A 22,905-nucleotide genomic window follows, 5' to 3' on the forward strand; every position below is an offset into this window, starting at 1 on the left:
CTACACCCACGTCCGGGGGCGGTAACGGTTCGCCCGTTCCACCAGTTCGATCCTCTCCTCGCCGCTGCGCGCCAGCCGGGCCAGCGTGCGGTAGGCGCGCTCCAGGCCGAAGCGGAGGCCCCGCTCGTCCAGACCGCTGCCCAACAGCACCCGTCCGCCGGAGGCTTGCCGGGTGCCCTGGCCCCCGGAGAGTATCCAGTCCAGCGCCGAGCCGAGCACTTCCGCGGCCAGCTGTTCACGCCGCGCCAGGTCCAGGCCGTACGCGTCCAGCGCCTCGACCTGCCCGGCGGCGGCCGTCAGGTCGTCCAGGAACGGTACGTCAGCGGCGGCCGCGGTGCGCTGTCTGAGCCGCGCCCGGACGGCGGCGACCCGGGCGGCCGTGTAGTGGATGGAGGACTCCGGCACCGACTCCAGGGTCCGCACGGCACCCTGCCGGTTCCCGGCCGCGAGCTGCACCCGGGCGAGCCCGAAGGCGGCGCTCACATAGCTGGGGTCGGTCGTCCACACCAGGTGGTAGTACTCGGCCGCGTTGTCCAGCTGGCCCAGCACCTCCGCGCACAGGCCGAGCGCGAGCTTGGGCGCGGCCTCCCCGGGGAAGGCGTCGTAGATCGCGTCGAAGGCGAGCGCGGCGCCCTCGAAGTCGCCGGTGACCAGGGCGGCAACACCCCGGTACCACACCACCCGCCAGTCGTCGGGCCGTTCCTCGTCCAGGGTGGCCAGGCTCATCAGCGCGGCCTCGTGGTCGCCGCTCTCCAGCCGGGCGCGGATCTGCCGGAGCCGGGTCTCCACGGTCCGCGCGGGCGCCGCGTCGAGCGCGCTGATCAGCTCGGCCGGCGCGGAGGCCAGCAGACCGGCCAGGAAACCCGCGCTGGGGTCGCCCGGGTCGACCAGCGGGACCGGCAGGGCGAGTGCGGTGGCGGGCGTGTCGACGGGTCTGACGAGGGCGGGCGGGGAGAGTGCGGGGCCGGCGGGTGCGGCCCTGGACGACAGGGGCCGCGCCCCCAGCCAGGACACGTCCCCGTCCAGCCGGGGGAACAACTCCCGGTCGACGACCTTCACCTCCGGGCCGAACAGTGTCGACAGCGCGGGCCGGGCCTGTCCCGTCTGCAGCGAGACCACCTCGCGCAGTACGCCGGTCAGCTGCTCGGCCATCTCCTGTGCGGAGGCGAACCGGCGGGCGGGGTCGGGGTCGGTGGCGCGGACCAGGAACCGGTAGAAGGACTCGTAGCGGCGGAAGACGTCGATGCTCTCGGGGTCGGGCAGGGAGTCGACGTAGACGTTGGTGTAGCCCTGGAAGTCGAAGGTCAGCACCGCGAGCGTACGGCCCACCGTGTACAGGTCGCTCGCCACCGACGGGCCCACCTCGGCGACCTCCGGCGCCTGGTAGCCGACCGTGCCGTAGATCGCCGACTCCTCGTCGTCCATGCGGCGCACCGCGCCCATGTCGATCAGCTTGAGCTGGTCCTCGGTCTGGATGGCGTTGTCGACCTTGAAGTCGCAGTAGAGGAGGTTACGGCTGTGCAGGTGGCCGAGGGCCTCCAGCGCCTCGATGCCGTACGCGCACGCCTGCTCCACCGGCAGTGGATCGCGCCGGCCGTCCGGCGTGCGGCGGGCGTTGGCGATTTCCTTCAGTGACTTGCCGCCGACGTACTCCATGACGATGTAGCCGTCGAGGGAGCCGGTGCGCTGGTCGAGGTGCTCCACGAAGTTGTAGATCCGCACGATGTTGGCGTGCTCGATCTCCGCGAGGAAGCGCCGCTCGGAGATCGCCGCCGCCATCGCGTCCTGGTCACCGGTGTCCAGCAGGCCCTTGAGCACCACCCACCGGTCGGAGACGGCCCGGTCCACGGCGAGGTAGATCCAGCCGAGGCCGCCGTGGGCGAGACAGCCGGCGACCTCGTACTGCCCGTGCACCACGTCCCCGGCCTTCAGTTTCGGCACGAAGGAATACGGGTGCCCGCACTTGGTGCAGAAACCTTCCGTGCGCCCCGGCCGGTCGCCCCTGGCCCGGCCCACCGGCGCCCCGCAGGCCGAGCGCGAGCAGAACCGCTTCCGCTCGGGCACCTCCGGGTTCTCCAGCACCATCGCGCGCGGGTCGGGCCGGGGCACCTGCGGCACGTTCACCAGCCCGGCGCCGAGCCGCCCGCGCGTGGATGCGCCGGAGGAGGAGCCGGAGCTGCGCACCGACACCGAGCGCCCGCTGGACCGGCCCGACAGGGACCGGGAGAGCCGGCCGGACACCGAGCGGCGGGACTTCGACGACTGTGAGGACGTACGCGAGCTGCTGCCGGAACTGCTGCTGTCCGCCGCGGCCTTGGTGAGCCCGGTGGGCTGCGAGCCGACCATGCCTCCCCCGGAGGGGGCACCCCCGGCCGACGACACCACCGGTGCCAGGCCGCAGGTGTCGCAGTACAGCTCACCGCCGCCGACGTCCTCGTACGACCCCTCGCAGTCCGGCCGCTGACAGCTCTGCCCCGGCTGACTCATGACTGCTCCCCCTTACGGTCCTCGGGCGCGCCCGTGCCGAGCAGCTCGGCCGCCAGCTGCTGGTAGCGCAGCACGGCCTGTTCGGCCACGCGCAGGTCGCAGGGTGCGCTCCACAGCATCCGCCGGGCCGCGTCGTACCGCTCGACCAGGAACGGGTCCTCGGCGAGCCCGTGCCGGGCCACCTTCGCCCGGTACGCGTCCAGCCGACCGCGCAGTTCGGCGCGGACCGCGAGCGGTGCGGTGACCGCGGTCAACGACTCGCGGGCGCGCAGCAGTTCGTCCTCGGCCTTCTGCTCCAGGGATTCGAGGAGCGGGGAGAGCCGGTGCCACTGGGCCTGCCGCCGGTACTCGGCCGCCGTCGCCAGCTGTTCCTGCAGCACCGTCGGCGGGCCGCTGACCACCGGCACCTCGGTCGCCGCGATCTTCGCCAGCACCTCGCCGCGCGCGGTGCGGGCCTCGGCGAGGGTGCGGTCCGCGCGCGAGAGCACGTCCCGCAGCCGGATCAGCCGCGCCTCCGCGTCCTGCCGGACCGTCAGCACCGCGTCGATCTCCCGGCGCACGTCCTCCAGGGCGCGCGCCTCACGGTCGTACACCGTGGTGTCCGGCCGGCCGCCGCCCGGCGCCGAACTGCCCTCGGCCGGCACCCAGAAGGCGAGCGGGTCCGCGACGACGTCCTCCCGCAGCCTGGTCAGGGTGCGCGTGATCCGCTCCAGGTCGTCACCCGCCGGGTGCTCGCCGGGGCGGACGCCGACGGAGTGCGCGAGCGTCCGGGTGCGCTGGAGTTCCGCGGCGAGCAGATCGATCCGCGCGGGCAGCGCCGACCACACCGCGTCGGCGGCGACGACGAGGTCCAGGCTGGACGCGTACAGCTCGTTCATCCGGTCCACCAGCGTGGCCAGCGAGAAGGACTCGCTGAGCCGGCCGTTCCCGGCGACGGTCACGGACTGCCCGCGCAGCAGCTCGGTCAGCTCCTGCAGGTCCTCACGGCTGGACCAGCGGCGCCGGGCGCGGATCTCGCGGGCGGAGCGCAGCGCGTCCGCGTAGGCGTCGAAGTATCCCCACAGCAGGGTGATCCGCGCCTCCGTGGCCTGCCAGCGTTCCCTGGTCACACCGGCCAGTTCGGCGCCTTCGAGGAGTCTGCGGCCCGCGTGGTCCTGCAGTGCCAGCAGCGAGGTCTCGATCGCCTCGTGCTCCTGGCCGAGCCGCGCCAGCGCACGGTCCACCTCGTCCCGGTCCATCACCGGCCCGGCGGGGTCCGTGACGCCCATCGATCACCTCTCGCTGCGTTTCAGTGTTCCGGTCTTCCGGTCGGATGTGGCTCAACTCGTCCGCAGATACCGCGGCGCGGGCGGCTTCGACGCGGCCGGGTCCTTCCCCAGTGTCGCCGACAGCCACGTGTTGTACGACGCCTGCCAGCCGTTGGCGCGGTAGTCCACCAGAACGCGATTGACCCGGCGTACCAGATCGGAGGCGTCCTTCTTCATCGCCACGCCGTAGTACTCGGTGGTGAAGGCCCCGCCCTTCAGTTCGACGGTCGGGTCCTGCGCGGCCTGGCTGGCGGCGAGCGCACCGTCGGTCACCACCGCGTCCGCCTCGCCGAGTTGCAGCCGGACCAGGCAGTCCAGCTGGTTCGGCACGGTGCCGGCGATGTCCGTGGAGGCGGGCAGGGCGCCGCTCTTCCGGTCGGCGTCCAGCTTGATGTACGCCGTCGAACCGGCCGCCGTGCAGACCCTCTTGTGCGCCAGGGTGCTGTTGTAGCCCGTGATGGACGACGACTTGGGTGCCAGCACCTGTTGGCCGGTCTTGAAGTAGGGCGCGGAGAACGCGACCTGCTGCAGCCGCTCACAGGTGATCGTCATGGTCCGGACGACCATGTCCACCCGCCCGTCCTGGATCGCGGAGATCCGCTGGCTGGTCGGTATCGCCTTGAACTGCACCGCGTCCGGGTCGCCGAGGAGGTCCTGTGCGATCCGGTGCGCCAGGTCGATGTCGAAGCCCTCCAGCTCCGCGCCCTCGGTGTTCGGGTTGCGGTAGCCCCAGTGGTAGCTGTTCTGGTCGACACCGACGATCAGCTTGCGCCTGGCGCCCGTACGGGCCTTGATCGCGTCGATGGTCGGCCCGTCGGCGCCGGACGGCGACAGCGTCCGGTCATGGGCCTCGGAGTCCTTGCAGTCCCCGGCGCGGGCCTGGAGTGCGGCGGCCACCGGCTGTCCGGCGGGCCTGCCCTGGGCCGGTGCCTTCTGGGTGCACGGCAGCAGCAGGACGAACATCAGCGCCAGCGCGCACAGCACCGCCATCGCGCCGACCCCGCCCCAGCCCCGCAGGGAGGCCCGTACACGTGCCGCGTACATCGTCATGCCCCCTGTCACCGGTACTCCGAGAGTCTGCGCCCGATACCGGCCAGCGCGCCGGCCGCGCCGAGCACCGTGAGCACGGCCGCGCCCACCGGCAGCCCCGTCATCGCGTCCCGCCCGTCACCGGCGGCCCGCTGGAACTCGCCCTGCTCATGGTCGATGGCCCGGGCGAGGTTGCGGTCGACGCTGTCGAAGCACTCACCGGTGGCGCCGCTGGCACCGATGACCTTGTCCAGCGCCTGCTGGTAGTTGCCGTTCTCGTCCTCGGTGCGGGCGGAGGTGTGGCGCTGCTTCCACACCGCCATGTTCCCCTCGGCCGCCTTCACCGGAGTACGGCCGCCCTGGTCGTCGGCGAGTTTCTCCGCCCCGGTCAGGCCCTTGCCGAGCACGGCCATGTCCTTGTCGAAGTCGTAGTAGTAGGCGTCGTACGTCCTTCCGCCCACCGTGATCGTCTCGGCGCCGCGCGCGACCAGGCTCAGGTTCTCGTTCCCGCGTGCCTTCAGGGAGGCGATCCGGGCGTCGTGCAGCACGGTCAGCGAACGGATGCCGTGGTCGTAGGAGCCGTTCAGCTCCGAGCGGGCCACCGCGTGGCCGACGACCAGCCACAGCAGGGCGACCGTGGTGGCGGCGCTGGCCGCGACCAGACCGTGGTTGAGCACCCGGTTCGTCCGCCGGTACATGCGCTGCTGGGCCCAGCCGAGCGCGGCCAGCGCGAGCACACCGAGCGCGATGGCGATCCACGGATACGGCGTCGCGTCCGCGTAGTCGGCGTCGAGCCGGGCGTTCTCCTTGGTGTAGAGATCCTCCGCCGCCGGGAGCATCTCCTGCTGCATCTTCTCGTTGGCGTAGCGCAGATAGGCGCCGCCGACCGGATACCCCTGCCGGTTGTACGTCCGGGCGCGCTCGACGAGCCCCTTGTACTCGGGCAGCAGCTTGTTCAGCTTGGCGATGGTCGCCTCGGAGGCCGAGCCCGGCTCGGCGTTGGCGGCGGCGGTCACCAGCCCCGCGGCGGCGGTCCGGATGTCCTTCTCGTACCGGTCCCGGGCGGCGGCCGTCTCCTGGCCGCCCGCCAGGAACCCGCTGGAGGCGGCCGTGTTGGCGTCCGCCAGCGACCGGTAGATGTCGGCGGCACCCGAACTGAGCGGCTGGCTGCGGTGCAGCACGTCGTCGGCGGCGGCCGCCCGCTCACTGGCCTGCCAGGCGGTGACCGCACCGAACGCCACGACCAGCAGCGCCAGCACGGCCCCGATGATCCGCAGCCGCCCCGGCTCGGTGGTCGCCGCGGCCCGCAGCCGGTCGACACCCTCGGCGAAGGCGGTCCGGCGGGCGGGCGGTACGGGGGGGACCACGGATGCCGGCCGGGCGGGCTGCGCGGGGATGCCGGGGGCGGCGGGCACACCGGGGCCCGCCACCGGCGGTGCCGTGCTCTTCGGCGGGTGTGTCACTTGACCTCCCCCATGGTCATCCGTTCGCCGCCAAGTATCACCGCACGGACCGGCATCCGCACCGGCCTTCACTGGATCTTGATCGGATCGCAGTGTGCCCGGCGGCGCGCAGTGCCCGGCGCACCACCCCCTGCGAAGGAACACGCCGGTCCGGGCGGATCGGTTCCCCGGTCCGGCGGGTGAGTGCCGGGCCGAGGAACCGTTTCGCCCTACCGGTGGCTCAGTTGGCGCGGTCGCAGCTGGTGAAGGTGTCGCTGGTCTGCGCGAGATAGATGCTGGCGCCGCCCTGGTCGTCGGTGCGCAGCGGGACCGTCAGGGTGTCGTCGGCGGTCCAGGCGTACCCGTTCACGTCGAACGTCCAGGTGCCGGTGACCTTCGTCGCCAGCTCCGACAGGGCGACCCAGCCGTACTGCCGCGGCGGCACCGTCACGGTGAGGCTGTTGCCGAGGTCCTCGACGAGGTTCTGCGAGACGCTGCCGGTGATCTGCTGGCTGACCTGGGCGGTGACCGGGGAGGCCCCGCCGGCGCCGAGCGCCGTGCCGAAGGTGAAGCCGAGCGTCGAGGTCCAGCCGGTGTGCTTGTTCATGGTGAACGTCCACGGCACCGGCGCGGAGGTGCCGTTGTACCAGACCGGCGAGACGCACTTCCTGGGCAGCGGCGCCGCCGGGGCCTGGGACCGGGTGCGCCAGGAGCAGCTGGAGGTGTCCTTCACACAGCGCGCCGCCGCGTGGTCGACGGCCGCGGCGACGGCGGCGTCCTGGGCGGCGGCGGGCAGCCGCCACTGCTGGGCCCGGCTGCCGTTGCAGTCGTAGGTGTCGGTCCAGGCGTCGTCGTACTGGGCGTCGTACCAGACGTCCAGACACGTGCCGTCCCGGTCGTTGCGGATCATGAACGCGCCGGGGGCGCCGGTGACCGGCTGGAAGAACCAGCGTTCCGTGGTCCGGCCGTCACAGGACTGCTGTCTGAGCGGCAGACCGGCGTCCGCGCACTTGCCCGTGTCGTTGTTGACGAGGGTGAAGGAGCCGTCGGTGCCGGTGAGGTTCGCGCTCCACTTCTGGTGGTGGCCCGGGGCGGAGTTGGTGACGAGGAAGACGCCGTCGCCGGTGTTGCCGTTCTGGACGTCGAGGCGGCGGCCGTTGCTCGACGACGTCAGGGTCAGGTCCTTCAGCGCGGCCGGGTCCGCGCCCGCCTTCGGCGCGGCGCTCGCGGGGTGTGCTGCGAGTCCCACGAGCGCCGCGATCGCGGCCAGGCCGGCGGCAGCTGTACGTCGGAACACAGGCTGTCCTTCCCTAGGCGGTTGGTGCAGACCTGCGTGAAGCTAGCCGTGCCGGTGCCCGGACTCCACGGACTCCGGGCGATCTTGTGAACAAACCCGCTTTTTCCGGTCAGTGGCGTTTTCCGGACAGCTCCCAGTACCCCCGCGCCCGCTCCCGCGCCGCCGCTCCTGCGCCCAGCCGGTCCAGGCCCAGCAGCGCCGCGCCCAGGACCGGGCGGGCCGTCACCACGCGGACGCCGGCCTTCGGGGCGCGGGCCGTCAGCAGGGCGTGGATGCCGTCGTCGAGCAGCGCGTGGCCGGCCGCCAGGACGCTGCCGCCGAGCAGGACCGGCGTCTCCTCGTCCAGCAGCTCCAGGCGGGTCAGCGCCACCGTGGCCATCACCGCGACCTCCTCCGCGAGCCGGGCGACGATCGCGCGGGCCACCGCGTCGCCTCCGGCGGCCGTCGTGAACAGCACCGGAGTCAGCTCGTGCCGCCGGTCGTGGTCGATGTGCTCCAGGTGCAGCGCCTCGATCAGCGCGTACATCGTCGGCAGGCCGAAGTGCGCCGGCAGGGTGCGGGCCAGGGCCGTCGGCCCGCCCCGGCCGTCCTCCGCGCGGGCCGCGTGCCACAGCGCCTCCTCGGCCAGGCCCCAGCCCCCGCCCCAGTCACCTGAGATACGGCCGAGGGCCGGGAAGCGCGCGGTACGGCCGTCGGGGCGCATGCCGACGCAGTTGATGCCCGCCCCGCACACCACGGCCACCCCGCGCGGCTCGGCGACGCCCGCCCGCAGGATCGCGAAGGTGTCGTTGCGGACCTCCACCGACGCGCCCCAGCCCCGTGCCGCCAGCGCGGTCGCCAACCGCTCCTCCTCCACGGGGAGATCCGCGTTGGCCAGGCAGGCCGACACATGCGCCACCGAGGTGACACCCGCATCCGCGAAGGCCCGCGCGACCGGTTCGGCCAGCGCGTCCAGCGCCGCCGGCACGCCCACCGAGGGCGGGCGGAAGCCACCGCCGCGGGCCGTGGCCAGCACCTCCCCGGCGGCGGTGACCACGGCCACGTCGGTCTTGCTGTTGCCCGCGTCCACCGCAAGCACGGTCGAGGTCAGGCCCACGCGAGGTGCTCCCGGTTGTGCGCGATCAACTGGTCGGTCAGGGTGTCGGCGTAGCCGTACTGGCCGATCAGCGGGTGGGCGAGCAGGGCGCGGAAGACACGGTCGCGGCCGCCGCGCAGCGCCGCCTCCAGCGCCAGTTCCTCGTACGCCGTCACGTTCGCGATCAGCCCGGTGAACAGCGGGTCCGGCTCCGGTACCGGCAGCGGCACCGGACCGTTCGGGCCGACCGCCGCCTGGACCTCGATCACCGCGTCGTCGGGCAGGAAGGGCAGCGTGCCCCGGTTGACCGCGTTCACCACCTGGTACGGGCTGCCCCCGCCGCCGAGCAGCGCGGCCGCCAGGTCCACGGCCGCCTCCGAGTAGTAGGCGCCGCCGCGCCGGGCGAGCAGCGCCGGCTTCTCGTCCAGCGCCGGGTCGCCGTACATCGCCAGCAATTCACGCTCCATGGCTGCCACTTCGGCGGCGCGGGACGGCTTGGTGCGCAGTTCGCGGACGACGTCGTCGTGGGCGTAGTAGTAGCGCAGGTAGTAGGAGGGGATCACGCCCAGGCGGTCCAGCAGGGGGCGCGGGAGGCGCAGGTCGTCGGCGATCGCGTCGCCGTGGTCGGCGAGGAGCTTCGGCAGGACGTCGTCGCCCTCGGGGCCGCCCAGGCGCACACCGGTCTCCCACGTGAGGTGGTTGAGCCCCACATGGGCGAGGTGCACATCCGCCGGGGTCACGCCGAGCAGCCCCGCGAACTTCCGCTGGAAGCCGATCGCCACGTTGCACAGCCCGACCGCCCGGTGCCCCGCCTGGAGCAGGGCGCGGGTGACGATGCCGACCGGATTGGTGAAGTCGATGATCCAGGCGCGCGGGTTGGTACGACGGACCCGTTCGGCGATGTCCAGGACCACCGGTACCGTGCGCAGCGCCTTGGCGAGGCCGCCCGCGCCGGTGGTCTCCTGACCGATGCAGCCGCACTCCAGCGGCCAGGTCTCGTCCTGCTGCCGGGCCGCCTGCCCGCCGACGCGCAGCTGGAGCAGCACGGCGTCGGCGCCGTCGACGCCCGCGTCGAGGTCGGCGGTGGTGACGATCCGGCCGCCGTGGCCCTGCTTGGCGAAGATGCGCCGGGCCAGGCCGCCGACCAGTTCCAGGCGTTCGGCGGCCGGGTCCACGAGGACCAGCTCCTCGACGGGCAGGGTGTCCCTGAGGCGCGCGAAGCCGTCGACGAGTTCGGGGGTGTAGGTCGAGCCTCCGCCGACCACGGTGAGTTTCATATACGGGTTAACCCTTCACTCCGGTGAGCGTGACGCCTTCCACGAACGCCTTCTGGGCGAAGAAGAACACGAGGATCACGGGGGCCATGACCAGCACCGTCGCGGCCATGGTGAGGTTCCAGTCGGTGTGGTGGGCGCCCTTGAAGGACTCCAGGCCGTAGGACAGGGTCCAGGCGCCGGGGTTCTCGGACGCGTAGATCTGCGGACCGAAGTAGTCGTTCCAGGCGTAGAAGAACTGGAAGAGGGCGACAGCGGAGATGCCCGGCCTGGCCATCGGCAGCACGATCCTGAGCAGGGTCCTGAGGTCTCCGCAGCCGTCGACCTTGGCCGCGTCCAGGTACTCGTTCGGGATCGTCATCAGGAACTGGCGCAGCAGGAAGACGGAGAACGCGTCGCCGAACGCCATCGGGATGATCAGCGGCCACAGCGTTCCGGACAGGTCCAGCTGCTTCGCCCAGAACAGGTACATCGGGATGACGACCACCTGCGGGGGCAGCATCATCATCGAGATGACCAGCATGAGCGACAGATTGCGGCCCCGGAAGCGGAACTTGGCGAGCGCGTACGCCACCGGGACCGAGGAGACGACGGTGAGCACGGTGCCGAGCCCGGCGTAGATCAGCGTGTTCCTCCACCAGGTCAGAAAGCCGGGCGTGTGGAAGACCTTCGTGTAGTTGCCCCACTCCCAGGTGTGCGGGACCAGATCGCGGCTGAGTGCCTGGGTGTCGCTCATCAGCGAGGTCAGCAGAACGAACACGAAGGGGAGGGTGAAGAACAGGGCGGCGGCGACGCCGAGGGAGTGGACCGCTATCCATTCGAGATGCGCCTTGCGGCGGGTCATACGTCAGTCACCTGCCTGGATGAGACCGCCCCGGCGCCGCATCAGCAGTGCGGTGAACACCATCGACAGTGCGAACAGCACCAGGGCCACCACACAGGCCGAGCCGTAGTCGAAGCGCTGGAAGCCGAGGTTGTAGACGAGCTGGGGGAGGGTGAGCGTGGACTTGTCGGGGTAGCCGGGTTCGAACTGGGTGCCCGCGCCCTGGATCACCCCGGAGGCGACCTTTCCGGCGATCAGCGGCTGGGTGTAGTACTGCATGGTCTGGATCACGCCGGTGACGACCGCGAACATCACGATCGGGGAGATGTTCGGGAGGGTGACGTACCGGAACCGCTGCCACGCCGACGCCCCGTCCAGTTCGGCCGCTTCGTACTGCTCGGCCGGCACGTCCAGCAGCGCGGCCATGAAGACGACCATCAGGTCGCCGATGCCCCACAACGCCAGCAGGGTGAGGGCCGGCTTGGCCCAGGCGGGGTCGCCGAACCAGCCCGGCGCCGGGATGCCGGCCTTCTCCAGGACGGCGTCCACCGGTCCGGTGCCGGGGTTGAGGAGAAAGGCGAAGGCCATGGTCGCCGCGACCGGCGGGGCGAGATACGGCAGGTAGAACAGGGTGCGGAAGACCCCCGTACCGGTCTTGATCCTGGTGATGAGCAGTCCGATGCCGAGCCCGAAGACGACCCGCAACGACACCATCACCACCACCAGCCACAGCGTGTTGCGCAGGGCCGGCCAGAAGAGCGGGTAGTGCTCGAAGACGTACGTCCAGTTCTTCCCGCCGCTCCACGTCGGCGGCCGGAACCCGTCGTAGTGCATGAACGAGAAATAGACCGTCGAGATCAGCGGATACGCGAAGAACACCGCGAAACCGATCAGCCAGGGCGACATGAAGGCGGCCGTGCGAAGCGCCGAGCGCAGGCGTTTCGACGCCGGAGTGACCGTACGCATCGGCTACTTCGCCTGCGCGATGTCCGTGTCGATCTGCGCGGCCGTCCGCTGCAGACCGGCCTTCAGATCCTTCACCTTGCCGCTCTCGTAGTCGTAACCGAACTGCTGGATCGTCACCAGGTACACACCGCCGTTGAGGGAGGCGGGCGTGGTGGTGGAGTTCGGATTGGCGGCGATGTCGAGGAAGGTCTTGAAACGCGGGTCGTACGTCAGCTTCGGAGACTTCAGCGCGGCCAAGGTCGAGGGCACGTTGTGGATGTCGTTGGCGAAGCCGACCACGGCGTCGGTGTCCGTGGTGATGTACTTGAGGAACTCCCAGGCGGCGTTCTGCTTGTGGCTGGTGGCGGCGATGCCCGCGACGGTGCCGGTGATGTAGCCCTTGCCGTACTGGCTCACCTGGTCGTCGGGGACGGGCAGCGGGGCGACGCCGATCTCGAACTTCGGCCTGGCCTGCTCGGCCATGCCGAGCCGCCATTCGCCGTCGAGCTGCATGGCGACCTGACCGGTGTGGAAGGGGTGCCGGGGACCCCACTCGTCACCGAGCGTCGACCGGAACTTCTCCAGCTTCTGGAATCCGCCGAGTTCGTCCACGAGCCGCTTCTGCAGCTCGAAGCCCTTCCGGAACGCCGGATCCTTGGCGAGGTTCGACTTTCCGTTCTTGTCGAAGTACGTCGGCGAGAACTGCCCGAAGTAGTGCTCGGTGGTGGATTCCCAGCCGTGGTAGTCCGGCATGAAGCCGAGCTGCTGGTAGCTGTCGCCCTGCGGGACGGTCAGCTTCTTGGCGTCCGCCTCGAATTCGGACCACGTCTTCGGCGGGTGCGCGATATCCGCTTTCTCGAACGCCGTCTTGTTGTAGTAGAGCCCGTACGCGTCACCGAGCAGCGGTGCGGTGCAGCGGTTGCCGTCGAACCGGGTGTACTCGTTCATCGGCTTCGGGAAGGTCGCCTGCGGATCGATGCCCGACTTCTTGAAGAAGGGAGTGAGATCGACCAGCGCTCCGGAGGAACAGAACCTGCCGACGTTGTTGGTGGTGAAGGAGGAGATCACATCCGGCGCCTGGTCACCCCCGGACCGCAGCGCCTGATTGATCTTGTCGTCGGTCATGTTGCCGACGATGTGCACGTGGATGTTGGGGTGCGCCTTCTCGAAGCCGGCGACCAGCGACTTGACGGCCTTCACCTCGTTCGGCGCGCTCCAGGCGTGCCAGAAGTTGATCGTCGTGTCCTGCGAGGCGTCGTCCGTGGCGCCGGAGCCCGACTGCCCGGTGCAGGCGGTGGCGAAAAAGGCGAGCGACGCAGCCACGGCAAAGGCCGCTTTTCGGGCAGCGGAAGGTATGACTTCGGGCATGGCGAGGTCTCCCAGGGGGACGGGGTCGGGAAAGAGGGGGCGCTCTAGCGCGAGGTGTCGAAGACCTCGTCGCGGGTGGTGACGAGCGCGGACTCCAGCGCGCCGCGCAGTACGGGGTGTTCCTGGACGTCGCCGACGACCAGCCGGGGGCGGGCCGCGGCCAGCTCCTCCAGCTCGGCCTGGACGAGGGTGCGCAGCACCTCGCCGCCGGCCGTCAGCGCGGAGCCGCTGAGGACGACGAGTTCGGGGTCGAGGACGGAGACGAGCGAGGCCAGGCCGATGGCGAGCCGCGTCGCGTAGCTCTGGAGCAGCTTCCGGTAGGGGCCGCTCGCGTGGTCGGCGGCACGGGCGACGAGTTCGGCGGCGACCTCCGTGCACGGCCCGGAGGGCACGTCCTCGATGCCGAGTTCGCGGGCCAGCTTCGGCACGGCCTGCGAGCCGGCCAGCTCCTGGTAGCCACCGCTGTTGGTCCTGGCCACCTGGCGCACCAGCGGTGTGCCGGGCACCGGCAGGAAGCCGACCTCGCCGGCGCCGCCGGTCCAGCCGCGGTGCAGCCGGCCGCCGAGGACCAGGGCGGCGCCGAGCCCTTCCTCGTTCCACAGCAGCACGAAGTCGCCGTGGCCCCGGGCGGCCCCGAGCCGCTGTTCCGCGAGGGCGACGAGGTTGACGTCGTTCTCGTACTCGACGGGCATGGGGAGTGCCGCCGCGAGTTCGCCGAGCAGGGTGGGGGAGTGCCAGCCCGGCAGATGGGAGGCGTAGCGCAGCCGGCCGGTGTTCGGGTCGAAGGCGCCCGGGGTGCCGATGACCAGCCGGTGCACGTCGGACCGGGTGAGACCGGCGGCCTTCACGGCGCCGTCGAGCGCGCCGGTGACCTGCTGTACGACGGGCTGCGCCGGGCGCCGCCCCGGTGTGGGCAGCTCGAACTCGCCCACCGTCCGGCCGGTGATGTCGGCGACGGCGGCGCGGATGCGGTCCGGGGTGACGTCGAGCCCGGCGGCGTGCGCGGCCGCGGGGTTGACGGCGTACAGCTGGGCGCTGGGGCCCGGCCGGCCCTCGCTGGTGCCGGTCACCCGGACCAGGCCGGCCGCCTCCAGGCGGGCCAGCAACTGCGAGGCGGTGGGCTTGGACAGGCCGGTGAGTTTGCCGATCCGGGTGCGCGAGAGCGGTCCGTGCTCCAGCAGGAGGTCCAGTGCGGCACGGTCGTTCATGGCGCGCAGCACGCGCGGGGTGCCCGGCGTACCGGCGGTTCCTGCCATGGAGTTCGACACCTGCCTTTCCAGCCACCCAGCTTTTCAGTGACCCCGGCACGGCGTCCAGCCTTGATCACCGGCCGCGGGAAGATCACTGTTAGGAAAGTTTCCTATCGCGGTGCGAGGAACGTAAGCCCAGGAGGAAGGGGGCGTCAATAGACAGCGGCCCCGAGGTGACGGAGTTGTTGTCTCGGGGCCGGGGAGGAGGAGCGGTTGGGCGGTCTTGGTGTGTGCCGAACCGTTCCGTTACTTGCCCGGGGGCGTCGCCCGCTGCGGAGTGATCGGTGTCGTCGCGGCCGCCTGCGGCGAGTCCGCGTTGGCGAAGACCGACGGGGCCGCCACCGAGGCCGCGGGGTCGGGGATGTCCTCCGCGTCCTCGACCGACGTCGCACCGCCCACGATCCGGATGCTCGCCCGGTCGAACGCCCGCTTGATCCGCCAGCGCAGCTCGCGCTCGACCGTCAGCGCCTTGCCCGGCATCGTCTTCGCCGAGACCCGCACCACCATGGAGTCGATCAGGAGGGAGTCCAGTCCGAGCACCTCGACCGGGCCCCAGAGCAGTTCGTTCCAGGGCTCTTCCTTGCTCAGGTGTTCGGCGACGTCGTCGAGGGTGGCCTTGACCCGGTCCAGGTCCTCGGACGCCTTCACGGTGACGTCCACGCCCGCCGTCGCCCAGCCCTGGGAGAGGTTGCCGATCCGCTTGACCTCGCCGTTGCGGACGTACCAGATCTCGCCGTCCGCGCCGCGCAGCTTGGTCACGCGCAGGCCGACCTCGATCACCTCACCGGTGGCCACCCCGGCGTCGATCACGTCACCGACGCCGTACTGGTCCTCCAGGATCATGAACACACCGGAGAGGAAGTCGGTGACCAGGTTCCGCGCGCCGAAACCGATCGCCACACCGGCCACACCGGCCGACGCCAGCAGCGGCGCAAGATTGATCTTGAAGGTGGACAGCACCATCAGCGCGGCCGTACCGAGGATCAGGAAGCTCGCCACCGACCGCAGCACGGAACCTATCGCCGCCGACCGCTGCCGCCGCCGCTCGGCGTTGACCAGCAGCCCGCCCAGCGCCGTGCCGTCCACGGCCTGTACGGTGCGGCCCATCCGGTCTATCAGCTTGGTTATCGCCCGGCGCACCGCCGCGCGCAGTGCCACCGCCACGACCACGATCAGCAGGATCTGCAGTCCCATCGCGAGCCACGTCGACCAGTTCTGCTCGACCCAGCTCGCCGCGTTCGTCGCGCTCTGCTGGGCGTCCTGGAACGACGGCACGGTCGGCGTCGACTGCGAGGGGGAAGGGGACGGGGTCGGCGACGCACCGGCGGCCAGCAGGACGGCGGGCAAGGACGACACGGCAGGTACCTCCAAGGTGCTGCGCGGTCCGTACCGGCGGGGCGGTCACGGTCTTCAAGGTCACGAAAAGGTCACCGGACGGACAGGACCACCACACTAACGGGGCATTGTGTGTGCCCCGCGCGGATCCGCCAAGGAGGGGCGCAGGAGAGACAGGGCTCACCTGGCTTGAACCGGCCATGATCCGGGGGATGAATCGGGTGTGGTCGAAAACACTCCCAGCCCGTTACCGGGACATGGTGGCGCTTCCACCAGGCATGAGGGGAGACTGACTGCAGATCGTCCCGGCGCGAGCCACGCGCCGCCGACGCCCAAGGAGGCACCCGTGCCGCATGTCCTGGTCCTCAACGCGTCGTACGAGCCGCTCGGCGTCGTACCGCTCCGCCGCGCGCTCGTCCTCGTCCTGGAGAACAAGGCTGTCTCCCTGGAGGAATCCGGCGCCTATATGCACAGCGCAACCGTCACAGTCCCCGCACCCAGCGTGGTCCGGCTCAAGCGATTCGTACGGGTTCCCTACCGGGGGCCCGTTCCTCTCACCCGCCGCGCGCTCTTCGCCCGCGACGGGGGCCGGTGCATGTACTGCGGTGGCGTCGCAACCAGCGTCGACCACGTCATCCCGCGCAGCCGCGGGGGCCAACACCGCTGGGACAACGTGGTGGCCTCCTGCCGCCGCTGCAACCACGTCAAGGCCGACCGTCACCTCGTCGAACTCGGGTGGCGGCTGCGGCACAAGCCGGCTCCGCCGACCGGGCTCGCCTGGCGGATCATCGGTACCGGGCATCGGGATCCGCGGTGGTTGCCCTATCTGCAGCCCTATGGTGCGGATGATGCCCTGGCCCGGATCGACGGCATCTCCGCCTGAGATACGGGCCGGTGTTTTCTGCGCCCCTCAGGGGGCGCGGTGGTTGTCGTGCGACGGCTGCGGGTGCTCCGCGGCCGGTCGCTCCCCCACGGAGAAGAAGCGTCGGGGCTCACCGACTGGGTCTCCAGCTGCCGGTGCGCCCGAAAACGGCCGCGAGTGCGGACGCCGTCACGGGGTAGGCCTGCCGTAACCCGTTCAAAGGCGCATCATCCGACGCGACCGATCGACCCACCCCGAGGAGACCCCCGTGGCCGCACCCGCTCGACTCTCGATCCCGGCCCAGTGCAAACCCGTGGCGGAGCCGTCCGCCACGACCGCCGAGGCACCGCTGTGCGTCTTCAGCGCGGAGGGCGCCAGCGCCCAGGCCCCGCTGACCAGCGAACCGCCCCTGCCCGACGCCGAGCCCCTGACCAGCGAGCCGCCGCTCGCCGAGGCCACCCCGCTGACCAGCGAGTCCGACGGCTTCGGCGCGGGGTTGTAGATGGCCGCGGCGTTCGAGGACCTCGCGGACGCGGAACTGTCCCGGCTCGCCGAGCTGCACGGGGTCGCCACCTCCTACAGCCCCGCCCCGGGCCGCGACGTCCCGGTCCCCGCCTCCGCCGTGGTCGCCGCGCTGGCCGCCCTCGACGTCGACGCGGCCGGACCCGACGCCGTACGCACCGCGCTCGCCGCCCGCGAACGCGCACTGCGCGAGCGCCTGCTGCCGCCGACGGTCGTGCACTGGTCCGGCGACCCGCAGGGCTCCGCAGCCCTCGCTGCGCTGCCGCCCGGCACCCGCCTGCGGGTGCGGACCGAGGAGGGTCAGGAGCGGGACGGGACCTGGAACCTCCCGCTCGGCGTGCACCGCGTCACCGCCACCGCCCCCGACGGCCGCACCGGCCATGCCCACCTCGTCGTCGCCCCCGACCGGCTGCCCGCCCCGCCCGGCCGCTCCCACGGCCTCCTCGTCCAGCTGTACTCCCTGCTCTCCCGCCGCTCCTGGGGCATGGGCGACCTCGGTGACCTCGCCGAGCTGGCCGGCTGGGCCGGACGCACCGCCGGCGCCGGATTCGTGCAGGTCAACCCGCTGCACGCGGCCGTACCCGGCGCCCCCACCGACCCCTCCCCGTACCGCCCCTCCTCCCGCCGCTTCCCCGACCCCGTGCACCTGCGGATCGAGGACATCCCCGAGTACGCGTACATCGCGGACCGCGGGCGGCTGAGCGGGCCGCTGGAGCGGGCCGAGCGGCTGCGCGCCGCCGTCCTGGACAAGGGCGCCCTCATCGACCGCGACGCGGTGTGGGAGCTGAAGCGGGAGGCACTGGAACTGGTCCTCGCCGTCCCCCTGGGCCCCGGCCGCCGGGCCGCCTACGACGACTTCCGCGCCGCCCACGGCCAGGCCCTCGACGACCACGCCACCTGGTACGCCCTCGCCGAGACCCATGGCCCCGACTGGCACACCTGGCCCGAGGGCCTGCGCGACCCCCGCTCGGCCGCCACCGCCCGCGCCCGCGCCGAGCTCGCCGACCGGATCGAGTTCCACGCCCGTCTCGCCTGGCTCACCGACGGCCAGCTGCGCACCGCCCAGCGCGCCGCCCGTGAGGCCGGCATGCGGGTCGGGATCGTGCACGACCTCGCCGTCGGCGTGCACCCGGCCGGCGCCGACGCCTGGGCGCAGCAGGACGTGTTCGCCGCCGGCATGTCCGTCGGCGCCCCGCCCGACGCCTTCAACGCCCGCGGCCAGGACTGGGGCCTGCCGCCCTGGCGCCCCGACCGCCTCGCCGGCTCCGGATACAGCGCCTACCGCGACCTCCTGCGCGCCCTCTTCCGCTACGCCGGCGCGCTGCGCATCGACCACGTCATGGGCCTGTTCCGGCTGTGGTGGGTCCCTCAGGGCAGCCCGCCCACCGGCGGCACGTACGTCCGCTACGACGCCGACGCCATGCTCGCGATCCTCGCCCTGGAGGCCACCCGCGCCGGAGCCGTCGTCATCGGCGAGGACCTCGGCACCGTCGAGCCCGGCGTCCGCGAGACCCTGCAACGGCGCGGGGTCCTCGGTACCTCGGTGCTGTGGTTCGAACGCGACTGGGAGGGCGACGGACGCCCGCTGCCGCCCGACCGCTGGCGCGCCGACTGCCTGGCCACCGCCACCACGCACGATCTGCCGCCCACCGCCGCCCGGCTCACCGGCGACCACGTCGACCTGCGCGACCGCCTCGGCCTGCTCACCCGCCCGGCCGCCGAGGAACGCGCCGAGGCCGTCGCCGACACCGCCGAGTGGCTCGCCCTGCTCGGCAGCCTCGGCCTGCTGGACCTGACGGCCGCCGGGCCGCCCGGCACCGACGAGGAGGAGGAGATCCGCGCCGTCCACCGCTTCCTGCTGCGCACCCCCGCCCGGCTGATCGGCATCTGGCTCCCGGACGGTGTCGGGGACCGCCGCCCGCAGAACCTGCCGGGAACCTGGGACCAGTACCCGAACTGGCGGCTGCCGATCGCGGACCGCGAGGGCCGGCCGGTGCCGCTGGAGGAGCTGACGGCAGCGCCCCGGCTGCGCGCCCTGCTCGATGTGTTCACGCAGCTCAGGGGTGGGTGAACGCCCGGTACAGGACCCCGCCCGCGCGGCCTTCCGGGTGATTCGCTAACTTGAGATCGTGGACAAGAAGAACGCCCTGCGCGCCGGCGCCCTGGCCGCCGGTACGACGCTGATGATGCTGCTCATGTCGTCCCCCGCGCTCGCGCTGACCCGCGACGACGGCGACGACCCCGGCCATGGCCTGAGCGTCATCCAGACGCTGGGCCTCTACGTGCTGCTTCCGATCGCGCTGTTCGTGGTCATCACCGGACTGGTGATGGCGCTGGACAGGTCCAAGGCCAGGGTCACCACCCCCTCGTCCAGGGCGAAGTCGGCGGCCAAGGCCTGACCGGACACCGCTTCGATCGCCGGGGGCACCTGTCCTCCCACCGGTACGCGCGTGATGCCGTACCGCGGTGAGGACGGTGCCCCCGGCGTTTTTGCCTCCGGCGCGGGCCCATGGCCGCAGGTCAGCCACGGGGCAGGAGGAGGCGGGAGAACGCGGTGGTGGCGAGGAGGAGGCCGGCGACGGCGAGCAGGCCGACGCGCATGCCCGGAAGGGAGAAGCCGCCGTCGGCGCCGGAGAGCAGGCTGCCGAAGAGAGCGACGGCGAGCGCGCCACCGGTCTGGCGGAACGAGTTGAGCAGCCCCGACGCGGTCCCCGCGCGCTCTCCCGGGACGGCGTCCATCAGCAGCGCGGTCAGCGCGGGCACCACGAGCGCCCCGCCGATGCTCAGCGGCAGCAGCAGGACCAGCACCAGCCACACCGGGGTGTGCGCGGCCAGCGGCAGCATCGCCAGCATCGCTCCGGTGAAGATCAGCTGTCCGGCGACGATCACCGGCCGCCGCCCGATCCGCTCCGCCAGCCGTGGCGACACCAGGTTGGTCGCCGTCACCACCGCCGACATCGGGACGAACATCAGCCCGGCCGTGATCCCCGACATCCCGCGCAGCTGCTGGTAGTACAGCCCGAGCAGGAAGATCCCGCCGTAGAAGGCGGCGTTGACGGCGAAGCCGACCGCCAGCGGGACGGCCACCCGGCGGTCCGTCAGCATGTCCAGCGGGACCATGGGCCGGCGGTGCCGGGCCTCCACCACGCGGAAGGCGTACCCGGAGACGACGGCGATCGCGGCGGCGGCCGGCACCGGGCCGCTGGTCCAGCCCTGGTGGCCGCCCTCGATCACCGCGAAGGCAAGCCCGGCCAGGGCCAGTACGGCGGTGAGCTGGCCGCCGCCGTCCAGCGCGGCAGGCCGGCGCGGGGAGCGCGGCACGCGGACCAGCAGGCCCAGGATCACCGCGCCCACCGGGAGGTTGAGCAGAAAGACCGCCCGCCAGCCGGCCGAGTCGGTGAGCAGCCCGCCCAGTACCGGGCCCGCGGCCATCGCCACCGAGCCGCCGACCGTCCACAGCGCGATGGCGCGGGCACGCTCCCGGGCGTCCTCGTAGGAGTGCCGGATCAGCGCCAGCGAGGCCGGCAGCACCACAGCGGCGGCCCCGCCCTGCGCCACGCGCGCGCCGACGAGCACGCCGATGCCCGGCGCGAGCGCGCAGCCGAGGGAGGCCAGGGTGAACAGGGCGACGCCCCAGGCGTAGGCGCGGCGGGCGCCGGCGCGGTCGGCGAGGGCGCCGGCGGAGAGCATCAGGGCCGCGAACATCAGCGTGTACGCGTCCACCACCCACTGCAGTCCGGCCATCCCGCCGCTGAGGGACTTGCCTATCGCGGGCAGGGCGATGTTCACGGCCGAGACGTCGATGGTGATCACCGTGAAGCCGAGCAGCGAAGCGATCAGTGCGACGCCGCCGCGCCGCGGCACGGCGGGCGCGTCGGCGGGCGGCGCGGCTGGTCGGGACCGGTGCGGATGCCGTCGCCGGAGTGCGGGCACCGACGACTCCTGGCCGTGCCCGTGGGCCGACGCGGTGGACGAGGACGAGGACGCGGACGCGGAAAGGGAAGGGGTGGACCGCATGGTGAACTCCTTTGGGCAAGGGGTGATTGACGCGGGGTCAGGGGAGTGGGCGGGCGGCTCCGGTCCGCGGGGGCCGCGGTCCTGTGCCTCGCACCCCCTGGGCCCCGGCGGCCGGGCCGCCCGCTGCAGGAACAACTCTCCGTCGCCACGCGGCCGTCCGGCAGACCGGGCTGTTCCCGGGGTGCGGCGTTCCAGGCCCTGACAGGGCCCCCCACCTTCCCGGCCCGCCTGCCACAATGGGCCGAATGGCAGCAGCAGACGCACGGGGCACCGAGCTCGGCAGATATCTCAAGGCCCGCAGGGCGCAGGTCCGCCCGGAGGACGTCGGCCTCCCGGTCGGCGCGGGCCTGCGCCGCACTCCCGGACTGCGCAGGGAGGAACTGGCCGCGCTGGCCGGGGTGAGTGTCGACTACTACATCCGCCTGGAGCGCGGCCGGGAGACCAATCCCTCGCCCGCCGTCGTGGACGCCATCGGCCGTGCCCTGCGACTGCGCGGCGACGGTTACGAACGCCTGCACGAGCTGGTGGAGTTGGCCTCCGGCCGGATCGCCGAGCTGCCCGCCTCGTCCGACAACACCGTCCGCGACTCGGTGCTGCGCATGCTGGAGTCGGTGCGCCCGCTCCCCGCCTATGTGGTGAGCCGCTACAACCGCGTACTGGCCGCGAACCCGCCCGCCCGGCGACTGCTGCCCGGACTCTGGGACTGGCCGCAGGACCAGCGCAACCTGACCCGCTATCTCTTCCTCCACCCGGTCGGCCGGACGCTCTACGAGCCGTGGGAGGAGACGGTCGCGCTCTCGGTGGCGCATCTGCGGGCCGTCGCCGGGGCCGATCCGGACGACCCCGAGCTGACCGCGCTCGTCGGCGAACTGGTGCTGAAGTCACCGGAGTTCGCGCGGCTGTGGGAGCGGTACGACGTGTGCGAGCGGGGCGGTGGGCAAAAGTCCTTCCGGCATCCGAAGGTCGGACCGATGACCCTGACCTACGAGGTCATGCGGCTGGCCCGGACGGGCGGCCAGCGGATGGTGGTCTACCAGGCGGCCCCCGGTACCCCGGACGAGGCGGCCATGTGCCGCCTGGACTGCGCCGACGCCCGGCCGGAGTCGGTGCCCTCGGGCCATCCGGAGCCGGACGCCGAGCCATGGCCCGCCCCGACGCCGTCCCCGGCCCGCACCTCCACCGGCTGAGCCCGGGCACCCGTTCGTCCGGTGCCGCGGCGGTGCGCTCGGGGGCGTCGGGGTGGTGGCGGTGCGGCTCAGGGACTGGGCGCCGTCAGATACCGCTGGACGGTCGGCCCCAGCCAGGCCAGCAGTTCCTCGTGGGTCAGCTCCCGGGCCGGTGGCAGGCGCAGCACGTAGCGGGTCAGGGCCAGCCCGAGCAGCTGGGCGGCACACAGCGCCGCCCGGGCGGGGGCCTGCTCGGGGTCGGGGCACACCTGCCGGGCCACCGGCAGCAGCTGGTCCCGGAAGATGCCCTGCATCCGTTCGGCTCCGGCCGGGTTGGTGACGCCGACCCGGAGGACGGCCGTCAGCTCCTCGTTCTCCTCCCACAGGCCGAGGAAGTGGCCCACCAGCTCCCGCCCGACCTCGTCCTTCGGCACCCCCGCCAGATCGGGCAGCCGCAGATCCAGCGCGACGGCCGCCGCGAACAGTCCCTCCTTGCTGCCGTAGTAGCGCATGACCATCGACGGGTCGATGCGCGCGTCCTTGGCGATGGCCCGGATGGTGGCCCGCTCGTAGCCGTCGGCGGCGAACCGCTCGCGGGCGGCGTCGAGGATGGCGGTACGGGTGGCATCCGAGCGGCGTGCCTGGGTGGTCCTGGTGCTGCCGGTCATGCCAACGAGCGTAGGCCAACAACTGTGTGCCAACAAGT

Annotated in this window: 19 protein-coding genes; 5 read left to right on the forward strand and 14 right to left on the reverse strand. The window is 72.3% G+C overall.

The features are described 5' to 3' along the window. The 12 genes from ACIGXP_RS16860 to ACIGXP_RS16915 all read right to left on the reverse strand — a co-directional run bounded on the left by ACIGXP_RS16860 (position 1) and on the right by ACIGXP_RS16915 (position 15,653). Complete coding sequence (locus tag ACIGXP_RS16860; protein ID WP_399768937.1) at positions 1-2,487, reverse strand: tetratricopeptide repeat protein; 2,487 nt, start codon at positions 2,485-2,487, stop codon at positions 1-3. Further along, positions 2,484-3,755 carry a hypothetical protein gene (locus ACIGXP_RS16865; protein ID WP_399768939.1) on the reverse strand — a complete coding sequence of 424 codons (1,272 nt, stop codon included), beginning with the start codon at positions 3,753-3,755 and terminating at the stop codon, positions 2,484-2,486. The genes ACIGXP_RS16860 and ACIGXP_RS16865 overlap by 4 nt, the downstream gene beginning before the upstream one ends. A 51-nt stretch (positions 3,756-3,806) precedes the next feature. After that, a complete protein-coding gene (locus tag ACIGXP_RS16870) occupies positions 3,807-4,838 on the reverse strand; it encodes a glutamate ABC transporter substrate-binding protein (protein ID WP_399768941.1) in 1,032 nt (343 codons plus the stop codon). A 14-nt stretch (positions 4,839-4,852) separates the two neighbouring features. Continuing rightward, positions 4,853-6,286 carry a hypothetical protein gene (locus tag ACIGXP_RS16875; protein ID WP_399768943.1) on the reverse strand — a complete coding sequence of 478 codons (1,434 nt, stop codon included), beginning with the start codon at positions 6,284-6,286 and terminating at the stop codon, positions 4,853-4,855. 220 nt (positions 6,287-6,506) lie between these two features. Further along, positions 6,507-7,562 (reverse strand): RICIN domain-containing protein, encoded by a 1,056-nt coding sequence (locus ACIGXP_RS16880; protein WP_399768945.1) that lies wholly within the window; start codon positions 7,560-7,562, stop codon positions 6,507-6,509. 109 nt (positions 7,563-7,671) lie between these two features. After that, on the reverse strand, positions 7,672-8,658 hold the full coding sequence (locus ACIGXP_RS16885) for an N-acetylglucosamine kinase (RefSeq protein ID WP_399768947.1): 987 nt from the start codon (positions 8,656-8,658) through the stop codon (positions 7,672-7,674). Further along, the gene (locus ACIGXP_RS16890) at positions 8,649-9,914 is read right to left on the reverse strand and encodes a 6-phospho-beta-glucosidase (protein WP_399768949.1); all 1,266 of its coding nucleotides are present in this window, start codon (positions 9,912-9,914) and stop codon (positions 8,649-8,651) included. Before ACIGXP_RS16890 ends, ACIGXP_RS16885 begins: the two co-directional genes overlap by 10 nt. 7 nt (positions 9,915-9,921) lie before the next feature. Continuing rightward, the gene (locus tag ACIGXP_RS16895) at positions 9,922-10,755 is read right to left on the reverse strand and encodes a carbohydrate ABC transporter permease (RefSeq protein WP_363216876.1); all 834 of its coding nucleotides are present in this window, start codon (positions 10,753-10,755) and stop codon (positions 9,922-9,924) included. Between the two features lie 3 nt (positions 10,756-10,758). Next, entirely contained in the window at positions 10,759-11,700 is a 942-nt protein-coding gene (locus ACIGXP_RS16900) for a carbohydrate ABC transporter permease (protein WP_399768950.1), read from the reverse strand. Between the two features lie 3 nt (positions 11,701-11,703). Continuing rightward, positions 11,704-13,047 carry an ABC transporter substrate-binding protein gene (locus ACIGXP_RS16905; RefSeq protein WP_399768952.1) on the reverse strand — a complete coding sequence of 448 codons (1,344 nt, stop codon included), beginning with the start codon at positions 13,045-13,047 and terminating at the stop codon, positions 11,704-11,706. A gap of 44 nt (positions 13,048-13,091) precedes the next feature. Next, complete coding sequence (locus tag ACIGXP_RS16910; RefSeq protein ID WP_399768954.1) at positions 13,092-14,303, reverse strand: ROK family protein; 1,212 nt, start codon at positions 14,301-14,303, stop codon at positions 13,092-13,094. Between the two features lie 240 nt (positions 14,304-14,543). Continuing rightward, the gene (locus tag ACIGXP_RS16915) at positions 14,544-15,653 is read right to left on the reverse strand and encodes a mechanosensitive ion channel family protein (RefSeq protein WP_399768956.1); all 1,110 of its coding nucleotides are present in this window, start codon (positions 15,651-15,653) and stop codon (positions 14,544-14,546) included. Positions 15,654-15,978: 325 nt separating this feature from the next. Here ACIGXP_RS16915 and ACIGXP_RS16920 point away from each other — a divergent pair, with 325 nt between their 5' ends. The 4 genes from ACIGXP_RS16920 to ACIGXP_RS16935 all read left to right on the forward strand — a co-directional run bounded on the left by ACIGXP_RS16920 (position 15,979) and on the right by ACIGXP_RS16935 (position 19,415). After that, positions 15,979-16,515 carry an HNH endonuclease gene (locus ACIGXP_RS16920; protein ID WP_360086768.1) on the forward strand — a complete coding sequence of 179 codons (537 nt, stop codon included), beginning with the start codon at positions 15,979-15,981 and terminating at the stop codon, positions 16,513-16,515. A gap of 247 nt (positions 16,516-16,762) precedes the next feature. Further along, positions 16,763-16,996: a hypothetical protein gene (locus tag ACIGXP_RS16925; RefSeq protein WP_363216881.1), complete on the forward strand. Its 234-nt coding sequence runs from the start codon at positions 16,763-16,765 to the stop codon at positions 16,994-16,996. Then, positions 16,997-19,087, forward strand: coding sequence for a 4-alpha-glucanotransferase (gene malQ / locus ACIGXP_RS16930; protein WP_399768958.1), 2,091 nt, complete (start codon positions 16,997-16,999; stop codon positions 19,085-19,087). It abuts the gene before it with no gap. Between the two features lie 58 nt (positions 19,088-19,145). Next, a complete protein-coding gene (locus tag ACIGXP_RS16935) occupies positions 19,146-19,415 on the forward strand; it encodes a hypothetical protein (protein ID WP_399768960.1) in 270 nt (89 codons plus the stop codon). Between the two features lie 121 nt (positions 19,416-19,536). Here ACIGXP_RS16935 and ACIGXP_RS16940 read toward each other — a convergent pair whose 3' ends face one another. Continuing rightward, positions 19,537-21,033 (reverse strand): MFS transporter, encoded by a 1,497-nt coding sequence (locus ACIGXP_RS16940; protein WP_399768962.1) that lies wholly within the window; start codon positions 21,031-21,033, stop codon positions 19,537-19,539. 245 nt (positions 21,034-21,278) lie between these two features. Here ACIGXP_RS16940 and ACIGXP_RS16945 point away from each other — a divergent pair, with 245 nt between their 5' ends. After that, a complete protein-coding gene (locus tag ACIGXP_RS16945) occupies positions 21,279-22,220 on the forward strand; it encodes a helix-turn-helix domain-containing protein (protein ID WP_399768964.1) in 942 nt (313 codons plus the stop codon). 68 nt (positions 22,221-22,288) lie between these two features. Here the strand turns inward: ACIGXP_RS16945 and ACIGXP_RS16950 are convergent, their stop codons facing one another. After that, on the reverse strand, positions 22,289-22,867 hold the full coding sequence (locus ACIGXP_RS16950; RefSeq protein ID WP_399768966.1) for a TetR family transcriptional regulator: 579 nt from the start codon (positions 22,865-22,867) through the stop codon (positions 22,289-22,291). Positions 22,868-22,905: the final 38 nt, after the last annotated feature.

The sequence above is a fragment of the Streptomyces sp. NPDC053069 genome, assembly GCF_044546895.1.
In the GTDB taxonomy this organism is placed as follows: Bacteria; Actinomycetota; Actinomycetes; order Streptomycetales; family Streptomycetaceae; genus Streptomyces.